The following is an 11477-nucleotide window of genomic DNA, read 5'->3' on the forward strand; positions in this document are numbered from 1 at the left end:
GCGTGGATGCCGACGGCGTAGCCCATCATCATCACGACGTTGGGCTCGTTGACGGGGATCCAGTGCTCGACGCGGTCGGCGTAGCGCTCGCCGACGATGGCGGCGTACTCGGCGAAGCGGTCGACGGTCGCGCGGTTGAGCCAGCCGCCGTCGTCCTCGAGCGCCTGCGGCAGGTCCCAGTGGTAGAGCGTCGCCATCGGCTGCACGCCGTTCGCGAGCAGCTCGTCGATGAGCCGGTCGTAGAAGTCCAGGCCCTGTGCGTTGGGGGAGCCCGAGCCGGTCGGCTGGATGCGCGGCCAGGAGATCGAGAACCGGTAGCCGCCGGCGCCGAGCCGCTTCATCAAGGCGACGTCCTCGGCGTAGCGGTGGTAGTGGTCGCAGGCGACCGCGCCGGTGGAGCCGTCGACGATGCGGCCGTCCTCGGCGGTGAAGGTGTCCCAGATGCTCGGGCCCTTGCCGTCCTCGGTCGCGGCGCCCTCGATCTGGTACGCCGCCGTGCTGGTGCCGAACCGGAAGCCCGGCGGCAGCTGGGGCAGGGACGTGTCGCGGCGGGTGTCAGGGGCGGCGTCGGGCACGGCACAATGATGCCGGTGAGCGTCGAGATCCGCCGGGGAACTGATCGGTACCTCGTGCGCGGGGACGGATTCTTCACCCGCCACTCGTTCTCCTTCGGGGAGCGCTACGACCCCGAGAACGTCGCGTTCGGGCGGCTGGTGTGCCATGACGACCACCGGCTGGCGGCCGGGTCGGGCTTCGAGAGCCACCCGCACCGCGACGTCGAGATCGTCACGTGGGTGCTCTCCGGGTCGCTGGTGCACGACGACTCCTCCGGCCACTCCGCCGTGGTCACGCCGGGGCAGGTCCAGGTGCTCTCCGCCGGCAGCGGCGTCACGCACTCGGAGGTCGCCGGTCCGGACGGCCCGGTGCGGTTCGTCCAGGCCTGGCTGACTCCCGACGAGGTCGGTACGCCGCCGGCGTACTCGATCCGTGAGGCCGACCTGGCGCCGGGCGGGCTGACCGAGGTCGTGACGCTCGGCGACGCCGTGCTCCGGGTGGCCCGTCTGGATGCGGGCGACACGGTGACCCTGCCCGAGGAGCGGCTGCAGCACGTGTTCGTGGCCGGGGGCGCGCTGACGCGGTCGTCGTTGGCCGAGCCGCTCGCCGACGGCGACGCGTTCCGGATCATCGACCAGCCCGGGCTCTCGGTCACCGCGGCCGTGCCGACGGAGCTGATGGTGTGGACGTTCCCGTAGGACGATCGACGCGGCGCGCACTGGTCCTGCCGGGCCGGACGTACACCCCGGCGCTGCCGCTGCTGCAGCGGACCCGGCGGGTGCTCGAGGACCACGACTGGTCGGTGCGCGAGGTGTGGTGGCAGGTGCCCTCGTCGTTGGAGGGCATCAACCGCTGGGTCACCGAGCACGCCGCGGCCGCGATGGCCGAGGAGAGCGCGCGGTCGCCGGCACCCGAGCGGTGGCTGATCGCGGCGAAGTCGCTCGGCACCCGCGTCGTACGCCGGGGTCCCCGGGCCGATGCCTACGTGCTGCTCACCCCGCTGCTGACGTCGCCCGGCGTGGTCGCCTCCATCGCCGCGCTCGTGGACGAGGGGGTGCCGGTGCTGCTGGTCGGCGGCACCGAGGACGAGCTGTGGTCAGGCGACGCAGCGCTCGGCACTGGTGCCCGCGTGCTCGAGATCGCCGGCGCCGACCACCTCATGGAGATCCCGGGCGACCCGGTGCGCTCCGCCGAGATCCTCGAGCAGGTTGCCGCCGAGGTGTCCTCGTTCCTCGCCGCCCTCCCGCGGTAGCGGCCCCGCTACTCCTCGCAGGCCCGCCGCACCTCGGCCAGGCACGTATCGGTGCCTCTGCCGCCGTCCGCGACGTCGTCGCCCTCACCGCCGTCGAGGCGGTCGTTGCCCCAACCGCCCAGGAGCTCGTCGGCGCCGGGGCCGCCGTCGAAGTCGACGCCGGGGTGGTAGTAGTCGCAGTCCATCATCCTGCTGTCAGGCACCGTCCTCAACAGGTCGTCACCGGCCCCGCCACGAGCCTCGGCGAAGCAGCCGTAGGCCAGCAGGTCGTTGTCGCCCTCGTCCCCGATGATCGTCGCGTAGTCCTCGCCCGAGCCTCCGGCGTCCTCGAACCCGGCGAACCGTGTGTCGGGGCCACCGTCCGAGTGCCGCGGCTCGTCCCACATCAGCCCGGTCGACATGTCCAGGGTCAGGCGCCACCCCGCAACGAAGATGACGTCGTGCCCAGGTCCGGCGGCGATCTCCCGCCGCTGCCGCACCGGCACCCCCGCGAGCCGCAGCGAGTCGTCGCCGCCGCCCATCGACGCGCCGGCCAGCCCCGCGGAGGCGCGCAGCATCTCGTCGCCGGGGCCGCCGACGAAGTCCACGGTGCCCTCCCAGGTGAGCCGGTCCAGGTCGAAGGCCTCGAAGGCGGACCATCGGCCGTGCTCCGTGCCGTCGACGGTGGCGACCTCCTCCGCGTTGTCCACCACCCAGTCCCAAGCGCTCGGCGGGTTCGCACACCTGGGGTCCGACCCGGTCGCCCAGCACTGGTCAGGCACGAGCCGGAGCAGGTCGACCCCTGCGCCGGCCTCGGGGCGCACGTCGGGCCCGAGCACCCCGTTCACGCCCAGGACGTCGTCGCCGCCTCCGAGCTCGACCACGTCGTGGGTGGTCTGCAAGAACGCGCCCACGTAGACCTTGTCGGGCCCTGGGCCGGTGCGGATCCGATCGCGCTCCTCGACGACCGGTCCCGACGACGTGCCCGGGGGGGCGTCAGCCGCAACCACCGTGTCGCGGCCCGACCCGCCACGATAGACGTCCTCGCCGCGGCCCAGACTCGCGTAGACCCGCACCCGACGGGAGGTGTGCGCGACCACCGCGCGGTCGTCACCGTCCTCGAGGGACAGCATGATGCGGCCGCGCGAGATGGCGACGACGACTCGGTCGTCGCCCGGGCCGGCGTACACCTGGGTGTGCGTTCCTCGGTCGGGGGGCCCCGTCACGCAGATGCGGTCGGCTCCGCCGCCCGCCTCGACACGGGAGGCGCCGCCGGTCACGATCACGTCAGCGCGCGCTGTGCCGGTGAGTGTGCGATCCGTCGCGTCACCGACGATCGTGGCCCGCCGCCCCTGACACGTCGGCGCTGCGCTCGCCGTCGACGACGCGACCGCCGGCGCGGACGCCACCGCTGCCGCCACCGCTGCCGCCACCGCTGCCGCTGCCACGGCACTTCTCCTGGACCAACGCACCCGAGACTCCCATCGTTGTGAAGGAGTCCACCTTAGGCACGATCAGACGAGGACGCGGAGCGCTCCCGGGGCGACCTCGAGGACGGCGGGGGCGGCGTCGAGGGCGGGCAGCGGGCCGAGGGGCTCGCCGTCGCCGCCGGCGGGGATCGGGCCGCGGGCCGAGCCGCGCAGCTCGACGCGGGCGCCGGAGAGCACCGTGACCTCGTCGAGGGCGACGTGCCCGCCGTCGTAGACCTTCGGCAGCGATCGCATCAGCGCGATCCGCGAGGCCGCCTCGATCACGACGATGTCGAGCCGGCCGTCCTCGAGCGACGCCTCGGGCGCGATCTTCATGCCGCTGCCGTAGTAGGCCGAGTTGGCGACCACGACCGTGGCCGCGGCGTACTCGTGCTCGACGCCGTCGACGGACACGACGTAGCGCCCGGGCCGGTAGGTCGCCAGCGACCGCAGCGCGGCGTAGGGGTACTGCAGCTTGCGCGGCAGCCAGGTGGCCCGGTCGACGATCTCGGCCGCGCGCGCGTCGACGCCGGCGTAGACCGACCCCGCCACCATCCGCCGGGTCGACCCGAGGCCGGTGACCGCGAGCAGGTCGATGCGGCGTACGGCGCCCTCGAGCAGCGTCCGCGCCTGACCCTCGGGGTCGGCGGGCAGCCCGAGCATCCGCGCGAAGTCGTTGCCCCGCCCGGCCGGCACCAGCCCCAGCGTCCCGCCGCGCTCGGCGACCAGGCCGGCGAGCGAGGAGACCATCCCGTCACCGCCGACCGAGACCACGACGTCTCCGCGGTCGACGGCGGCACCGACGAGCTCGACCATCGCGTGCGGGCCGGGCGAGTAGGTCACGTCGACGCTCGCCCCGGCCTCGCGCAGCACCCGGGCGACCGGCACCACCGCCTCGGGCGCAGCCCCGCCGCCCGAGGACGGGTTGACGAGGAACGCGAAGGCTCTGCTGTCCTCTGGGGTGCTCACGGGATCAGCACCCCGGGGTTGAGGACGCCGGTCGGGTCGAGGTCGGCCTTGACGGCCCGCAGGATCGAGACGCCGACCGGCCCGATCTCCCGCTCGAACCACGGCTTGTGGTCGGTGCCGACCGCGTGGTGGTGGGTGATCGTCGCGCCGGCGGCGAGCATCGCGTCGCTCGCGGCGGCCTTGGCGACCCGCCACTGCTCGAGTGGATCGTCGGACTCCTTCGCGGCGATCGTGAAGTAGAGCGACGCACCGGTCTCGTAGACGTGCGAGATGTGGCACAGGACCAGCGACGGCTGGCCGAGGGCGTTCTCCAGCGCGGCCTTCACCGCCGTGTAGAGCCGCTCGAGGTTGGACCAGAACGTCGCGGTCTCGAGCGTCTCGGCGAGCACCCCGGCGTCGAGCAGCGAGTCGCGCAGGTACGGCGCGTCGTAGCGCCCGTGCGCCCACTTCTCCCCCGGCTCGGTGCCGGCGTTGACGCCGCCGAGCCGCTCGAACACCGCGGTGACCGCGGCCCGCTTGGCCTCGACGGCAGCCGGCTCGCCCTCGAAGCCGGTGACCATCAGGCAGCCCGCGCTCGACTCGCTGCCGATCGCGGCGGGGTCGGCGAGGTTGATCGCCGACTCGGACTCGTCGGAGAGCCGCAGCACCGTGGGCAGCAGCCCGGCCTGGGCGAGGGTGCGCATCGCGGTGGCGCCCTCGGCGAACGACGGCCAGCGCCACGCCTCGTAGGCCTTCACCTGCGGCACGGGCCGGACCCGCACGGTCACCGCGGTGATCACGCCGAGCGTTCCCTCGGAGCCGAGGAACAGCTGGCGCAGGTCGGGGCCGGCGGCGTTGGCCGGCGCGGTGCCGAGATCGATGCGGCCCTGGGGGGTGGCGACCGTGAGACCGACCACGAGGGAGTCGAACCGGCCGAAGCCGGCGCTCGACTGGCCGCTGGAGCGGGTGGCGGCGAAGCCGCCGATGCTCGCGTACTCGAAGGACTGGGGGAAGTGGCCCAGCGTCATCCCCTCGGCGGCCAGCAGCGCCTCGGCCTCCGGGCCGCGCAGGCCGGGCTCGAGGGTCGCGGTCATCGACACATGGTCGGCGGCGAGCAGCCGCTTCATGCGCACCAGGTCGAGGCTCAGCACGGCGTCGAACCCCTCGCGGCGGGCGACCAGCCCGCCGGTGACCGACGTCCCGCCGCCGAAGGGGACGACCGCGAGGTGGTGATCGACCGCGAGGGCCAGCACCGCGGCCACCTCGTCGTGGCTGCCGGGCCGCACCACCGCGTCGGGGGCGTCGGCGAGGTCGCCGGCGCGGGCGCGCAGCAGGTCGGGGGTCGACTTGCCGCGGGTGCGCAGGCGCCGGGTCTCGTCGTCGGTGCGGACGTGCTCGGCCCCGACGATCGCGCCCAGCGCGGCGACCAGGTCGGGCGAGAGCGTCGACGGGGCGAGCGGGGGGTGCTCGACGGCCGGCCGGTCGTCGACCCCGAACACCATCTCGACCAGGCCGCGCGCCTCGTCGGGCAGCGGGCGCGCTCGGTCGGGGTCGCCCCAGCGGGAGGGATGCATCTCGGACTGGTTCACGGTCACGTGTTACAGTGTGACATATGACGTCACTTCGTCACAACGCCGAGCCGCGAGACACCTACCTGGACGCGGCCCGTGACTGCATCCTCGACGTGGGCTGGCGACGCACGACACTGACCGAGGTCGCCCGGCGCGCCGGCGTCTCGCGGATGACGATCTACCGCACCTGGGCGGACATGCCCCAGCTGCTCGCCGACCTGATGACCCGCGAGTGGGGCGAGGTGGTCGCCGACTCGCTCGCGCAGGAGGATCCCGACGCCCCCACGATCGACCGGCTGGTGCGCGACATCGTCGAGACCATCCAGCGGCTGCGCGAGAACGAGCTGTTCGTGCGCATCGTGGACCTGGATCCCGAGCTGATCCTCCCCTACCTGTTCTCCCGCCGCGGGCGCTCGCAGGACGGCATCCTCGAGCTCACCGTCGCAGCGCTGCGCGAGGCTCAGGCCGAGGGCACCGCCCGCACCGGCAACCCCGTGGCGATGGCGCGGTCGATGCTGCTCGCCGCCCACGGATTCGTGCTCTCCGCGCACACGATGGTCGACGACGACGTCTCGATCGAGGACCTCGACGCCGAGCTCACGCTCGCCCTGACCCGGAGCCTGCAGCCATGAGCGCCGCGGACCCCAGGACCAGCACCACCACCCGGATCACCCCCGGGTCGGCCGGCGCCCCGACCGACGTCGACCTGGTCGTCATCGGCCTCGGCGTCACCGGCGCCGGAGTCGCGCTCGACGCGGCCACCCGAGGGCTCTCGGTCCTGGCCGTCGACGCCCACGACCTGGCCTTCGGCACCTCGCGGTGGTCCTCGAAGATGGTGCACGGCGGCCTGCGCTACCTCGCCAAGGGCCAGGTCGGCGTGGCCCACGAGAGCGCGGTCGAGCGCGGCATCCTCATGGAGGTCACCGCCCCGCACCTGGTCCACCCGATGCCGATGGTGATCCCGCTGAGCTCGAGCGTCACCCGGCTGCAGAGCTACGTCACCCGCAGCGGCCTGTGGGCGGGCGACCTGCTGCGCCGCGGCGCGGGCACGGCCGTCGACACACTGCCCAAGCCGCGACACCTCTCGGCGACCGAGACGCTCAGCCTGGTGCCGGCCCTGCGGCCCTCGGGGCTGCGCGGAGCGGTGCTCGGGTGGGACGGCCAGCTCGAGGACGACGCCCGGCTGGTGACGACGATCGCCCGCACGGCAGCGGCGTACGGCGCCCACGTGCGCACCCACGTCCGCGTCCTGGAGGCCACCGGCACCTCGGTCGTGCTCCGCGACGAGACCGCGCCCTCGGGGAGCGGGGAGACCACGACCGTCACGGCGCGCGCCGTGGTCAACGCCGCGGGCGTCTGGGCCGGCGGCCTGGTCGACGGCATCACCCTGCGCCCCAGCCGCGGCACCCACCTGGTCCTGCGCGCCGAGTCGCTGCCCGGGCTCACGGTCTCGGTGTTCTGCCCGGTGCCCGGCGAGACCAACCGCTTCGTGATGGTGCTGCCCCAGCCCGACGGCACCGTCTACGTCGGCCTCACCGACGAGCCGGTCGACGGCGACATCCCGGACGTCCCGCAACCGTCGGCCACCGAGATCGGCTTCCTGCTCGACGTGGTGTCGGCGGCGTTCTCCCACCAGCTGCACCGCGACGACGTGGTCGGCGCCTTCGCCGGCCTCCGCCCGCTGCTCGACCTGGGTGGTGGCTCGGCCGACGGGGCCCGCACGGCCGACCTCTCTCGCCGGCACGCGGTGCTCACGAGCGCCACCGGCGTCATCACCGTCGTGGGCGGCAAGCTGACGACGTACCGCCGGATGGCCGAGGACGCCGTCGACGCGGCCGTCGCCGCCGCGGACCTGACCGCGGGCCCCTGCCGCACCCGCGAGGTCCCGCTGCTGGGCGCCGCCCCACGCGCCGAGCTCGCGACCCTCGAGCTGCCCGCGCGGCTGGTGCGGCGCTACGGCACCGACGCCGCGCTCGTGCTCGAGAGCGCTCGCGAGGTCAGCGGCCTCGGCGACGACGAGCTGCTCGCGCCGATCCACGAACGGGTCCCGGTGACCCTGGCCGAGCTGCTCTTCGGCGTCACCCACGAGGGCGCCGCGGACGTGGACGACCTGCTCGACCGCCGCACCCGGGTCGGGCTGGTGCCGGCCGACCGCGAGCTCGCCGTACCCGCCGCCCGCCGCGCCCTGGAGCTCGCCGCCGCCCACCGATGAGCTCGACCGATGACTTCTGCTGTCGACGCCGGTCGGTAGGTGCAGGCAGACTCAGACGTGGCGAGGAGAACACCCATGACGGCGACCGAGGCGGCACCCGTGACGACCGAGACCGACGCACCGCAGCGCGACCTGGGCGAGCTGGGCGACTTCCCGTCGCTCACGCAGCGCTACCAGCGTGAGCTGCTCGCGCACTGCTACCGGATGTCGGGGTCGGTGCAGGAGGCCGAGGACCTCGTCCAGGAGACGTTCCTGCGCGCCTGGAAGTCCGCGGCCGCGTTCGAGGGCCGCTCGTCGGTGCGCACCTGGCTCTACCGCATCGCCACCAACGTGTGCCTGACCAACCTCGAGGGCCGACCCCGCCGCCCGCTGCCCGCCGGTCTCGGCACCCCCGACGCGATGGCCGGCGACGCCCTGGAGGAGAACCACGAGATCGCGTGGCTCGAGCCGGTCCCCGACGCCGCCGTGGTCGTCGCCGAGCGCGACTCGATCCGGCTCGCGTTCATCGCCGCCCTCCAGCACCTGCCCGCCCGGCAGCGCGCCGTGCTGATCCTGCGCGACGTCCTGCGCTGGTCGGCCGCCGAGGTCGCCACCGCCCTCGACACCACCTCGGCGGCGGTCAACTCCGCGCTGCAGCGTGCGCACGCCCAGCTCGCCGAGCGCGGGCTGACCGAGGAGACCGTCGAGCCCGACCTCAGCCCCGAGCAGCAGCAGCTCCTCGAGCGCTACGTCGACGCGTTCTGGCGCAAGGACGTCGACTCGATCGTGGGCCTGCTCACCGCCGAGGCGACCTGGGACATGCCGCCGTTCACGAGCTGGTTCCGCGGCGCGGAGAACATCGGCTGGCTCATCGGCAACGAGTGCCCCGGCGGCGCCCACGACATGCCGATGCTGCCGACGCGGGCCAACGGCCAGCCGGCGTACGGCCTCTACATGCGCACGCCCCAGGGCGACTTCACGCCGTTCCAGCTGCAGGTCCTCGAGCTCGACGGCGACCGGGTGCGGCACGTGACCGCGTTCTTCGACCAGCGGCTGTTCGAGACGTTCGGCCTGCCCAGCCGGCTGCCCGCCGACCACCGACCCGACCGCCAGCCCGGCTGCCACTGACATGGGACCGACCCTGCCCGGGTCGGTCGAGCTGCTCGAGCGGGCGCTGGGCTACACGCGCGCCCGGCTCGCCGTCGTGCGCGACGACGTGCTCGACCGCCCGACCCCCTGCGAGGCGTGGACGCTGGCGGACCTCCTGGCGCACATGGAGGACGGGCTCGACGCGTTCACCGAGGCCGCCGGTGGATCCGTCGCGGTCCGCGGCGGCACCCGGACCGCCGGCCGCGTCACCGCGATCCGCGACAAGGCGTGCGCCCTGCTCACCGCCTGGAGCCACCCCGCCCCCGGTGACGTCGTGATCGAGGGCGCCACCCGGCTCGACCTCGAGGTGCCGCTCCTCGTCGCCGCCGCCGCGCTCGAGGTGACCGTCCACGGGTGGGACGTCGGGCAGGGCACGGGCGAGGGAACGCCGATCCCCGCCGGCCTGGCCCAGGAGCTGCTGCCGGTCGCCCATCGGCTCGTCGGCCCAGGAGATCGCGGCGCGCGGTTCGCGGCCCCCCGCCGGGGCCGGGCGATGGCGCCGTACGACCACCGGTTGCTGGGGTTCCTCGGCCGAGGCTGACTGGTCCACCGCTCCGATCCGCAGGAATCGACCACCTCGTCGGCCGAGTCTTCCTAGGCTGCTCACCATGATCCGAGCCGAGCTCGCCGAGGCCTCGGCCGGTGACCAACTCGACGCGCTGAGCGGCCCGCGGGCCCGGGCGCGACGTGCCTGCTCCCGAGCTCGCGCCGGCCGGATCGGCGACGCGCTCGACGACCTCGACCTCCTGCGGTCACAGGCGTGGGGCGAGCTCGACGAGCTCGACCGGGCGAGCGTCCTGACCACCGCGCTCGACTGCCGGCTCGCCCGCGGCGAGCTGACGTCCGCGATGACCCTGGGCGAGGGCCTGGGGGCCTTCCTCGACGGACCCGACCTGACCGGCGCGACCGCCCACTACGGACGGGGCGAGCTCTCGGCAGCGGTCGGCGACTCCGACCTCGCGGCCGGACACTTCAGCCGCGCAGGCCGGCTGGCGACCCGCGACGACGACCTGGACCTGATCCCCTGGCGGGTCGGTGCCGCCCTCGCCGCGGTCCGACTCGGGCACCGTCACGAGGGTGCGGCGCTGGCGCGTGAGCACGTCGCGCTCGCGCGGGAGTCACAGGCGCCGTACGCGACCGCGCTCGGGCTGCGGGCGCTCGCCACCGTCGATGCGCGCAGCGACCGGATCGCGCTGCTGCGCGAGGCCCGGACCGTGCTCGCCGACGTCCCGGCCGCCCGGCTCGCCGCCCAGATCGACACCGACCTGGCGGGGCTCCTCCTGCTCACCCGGGGTCCGGACACCGCCGAGGTGCTCAGCCTGCTCCGCTCGGCGGAGGCGTACGCCGGCGGCGAGGAGCTGTGGCCGCTGCAGAGCCGGGTACGCCGCCTGCTGGACCGGATCGGCGAACCTGCCCGGCCGGTGCGCGGGGAGGCGCTCGCCGCACTCACCGCGGCCGAGCGTCGCGTCGCGCGGATGGCGGCCGACGGGCTGACCAACCGGCAGATCGCCGACCACCTGCTCGTCACGGTCAAGGCCGTGGAGTGGCACCTCTCGCACGTCTACCGCAAGCTCGGCATCCGCTCCCGCGCGGGACTGCCCACCAGCCTCGGCGTCGAGCCCGCCACCCTCTGACCCCACTCCCTCCCCCGTTGATTCGGGACTTCTGCACGTTCATTCGGGAGTTCTACTCGTCGAGTCGGGAGTTCGTGCGCTGCCGGTCGTCACAACTCCCGACTCAACGGTCACAACTCCCGAATCAACCGGGGGAGAGCCAGCGGAGGCTCCGGCCGTGGCCGTGGGTGCGGGCCACCGCGCGGCCGTCGACGCCGAGCACGAAGCCGTGGTCGTCCTCGGGCGGCTGCGCCGCGGTCGCGGTGACCGCGGGGAGGACGCGCGGGCCCTCGTTGCTGACCCAGTGGCACCGACCGGTCGACACGAGGTCGCTCATCATCGCGTGGAAGCGGGACCGGTCCGCGTCGGTGAGGTAGGCGATGACCGCGCTGTGGAAGACCACGACCGTGCCGTGGGGGGCCGCCTGCTCCACCATCGACGGCAGCTCCTCGAGCAGGTCGCCGCGCACCAGGTGGGGCGGGTCGGTCCGCGCGACCTCGACCGCGCGCTGGAGCTGCGCGCGCCGGTCGTCGTGCTCGGGCCACACCAGCGTGGTCAGCCAGCGCACCTGGTCGGCATCGGTGAGGTCGACCGGCGCCAGGTCGATGCCCGCTCGCCATGCGACGTGCGGCGCCGCGCCCGGCAGCGGGCCGGCGCCCAGCACCGAGCAGCTCAGCTCGGGCGCCGCGGGATCCCCCGCCCGGCGTACGCCGTCGGCGGTCCGCCACGCGTAGCGGTAGCGATCGGGAT

Annotated in this window: 13 protein-coding genes; 7 read left to right on the forward strand and 6 right to left on the reverse strand. The window is 74.3% G+C overall.

Going from position 1 to position 11477, the window contains the following annotated elements:
- The coding region (locus Q0L15_RS04120; RefSeq protein WP_296602438.1) for a family 1 glycosylhydrolase at nucleotides 1-575 on the reverse strand (575 nt) is incomplete at its 3' end.
- 15 nt (nucleotides 576-590) lie between these two features.
- Between Q0L15_RS04120 and Q0L15_RS04125 the strand changes: the two genes are divergently transcribed.
- Nucleotides 591-1253, forward strand: a complete 663-nt coding sequence (locus tag Q0L15_RS04125; protein ID WP_296602440.1) for a pirin family protein — start codon at nucleotides 591-593, stop codon at nucleotides 1251-1253.
- Entirely contained in the window at nucleotides 1238-1807 is a 570-nt protein-coding gene (locus tag Q0L15_RS04130; protein ID WP_296602441.1) for a hypothetical protein, read from the forward strand. The genes Q0L15_RS04125 and Q0L15_RS04130 overlap by 16 nt, the downstream gene beginning before the upstream one ends.
- Before the next feature lie 8 nt (nucleotides 1808-1815).
- Here the strand turns inward: Q0L15_RS04130 and Q0L15_RS04135 are convergent, their stop codons facing one another.
- From Q0L15_RS04135 to Q0L15_RS04150, 4 genes are all read right to left on the reverse strand, one after another.
- Complete coding sequence (locus Q0L15_RS04135; RefSeq protein ID WP_296602443.1) at nucleotides 1816-3012, reverse strand: hypothetical protein; 1197 nt, start codon at nucleotides 3010-3012, stop codon at nucleotides 1816-1818.
- A 100-nt stretch (nucleotides 3013-3112) separates the two neighbouring features.
- Entirely contained in the window at nucleotides 3113-3289 is a 177-nt protein-coding gene (locus Q0L15_RS04140; protein WP_296602444.1) for a hypothetical protein, read from the reverse strand.
- 11 nt (nucleotides 3290-3300) lie between these two features.
- The gene (locus tag Q0L15_RS04145; protein ID WP_296602445.1) at nucleotides 3301-4224 is read right to left on the reverse strand and encodes a diacylglycerol kinase family protein; all 924 of its coding nucleotides are present in this window, start codon (nucleotides 4222-4224) and stop codon (nucleotides 3301-3303) included.
- Nucleotides 4221-5798 (reverse strand): FAD-binding oxidoreductase, encoded by a 1578-nt coding sequence (locus Q0L15_RS04150; protein ID WP_296602446.1) that lies wholly within the window; start codon nucleotides 5796-5798, stop codon nucleotides 4221-4223. Before Q0L15_RS04150 ends, Q0L15_RS04145 begins: the two co-directional genes overlap by 4 nt.
- Before the next feature lie 17 nt (nucleotides 5799-5815).
- Between Q0L15_RS04150 and Q0L15_RS04155 the strand changes: the two genes are divergently transcribed.
- The 5 genes from Q0L15_RS04155 (at nucleotide 5816) to Q0L15_RS04175 (ending at nucleotide 10748) form a co-directional block, all read left to right on the forward strand.
- Nucleotides 5816-6406: a TetR/AcrR family transcriptional regulator gene (locus Q0L15_RS04155; RefSeq protein ID WP_296602448.1), complete on the forward strand. Its 591-nt coding sequence runs from the start codon at nucleotides 5816-5818 to the stop codon at nucleotides 6404-6406.
- Nucleotides 6403-7986, forward strand: a complete 1584-nt coding sequence (locus Q0L15_RS04160; RefSeq protein ID WP_296602450.1) for a glycerol-3-phosphate dehydrogenase/oxidase — start codon at nucleotides 6403-6405, stop codon at nucleotides 7984-7986. Before Q0L15_RS04155 ends, Q0L15_RS04160 begins: the two co-directional genes overlap by 4 nt.
- Nucleotides 7987-8061: 75 nt before the next feature.
- Complete coding sequence (locus Q0L15_RS04165; protein ID WP_296602451.1) at nucleotides 8062-9093, forward strand: sigma-70 family RNA polymerase sigma factor; 1032 nt, start codon at nucleotides 8062-8064, stop codon at nucleotides 9091-9093.
- 1 nt (nucleotide 9094) lies between these two features.
- Nucleotides 9095-9655 (forward strand): TIGR03086 family metal-binding protein, encoded by a 561-nt coding sequence (locus Q0L15_RS04170; RefSeq protein ID WP_296602452.1) that lies wholly within the window; start codon nucleotides 9095-9097, stop codon nucleotides 9653-9655.
- A gap of 67 nt (nucleotides 9656-9722) precedes the next feature.
- On the forward strand, nucleotides 9723-10748 hold the full coding sequence (locus Q0L15_RS04175; RefSeq protein WP_296602454.1) for a LuxR family transcriptional regulator: 1026 nt from the start codon (nucleotides 9723-9725) through the stop codon (nucleotides 10746-10748).
- A 124-nt stretch (nucleotides 10749-10872) separates the two neighbouring features.
- On the opposite strand, the gene Q0L15_RS04180 is transcribed toward Q0L15_RS04175, so the two are convergent.
- Nucleotides 10873-11477: DUF2332 family protein (locus tag Q0L15_RS04180; protein WP_296602455.1), on the reverse strand; the 605-nt coding region annotated here is incomplete at its 5' end.

The sequence above is a fragment of the Nocardioides sp. genome (genome assembly GCF_024509035.1).
Classification (GTDB): Bacteria; Actinomycetota; Actinomycetes; order Propionibacteriales; family Nocardioidaceae; genus Nocardioides.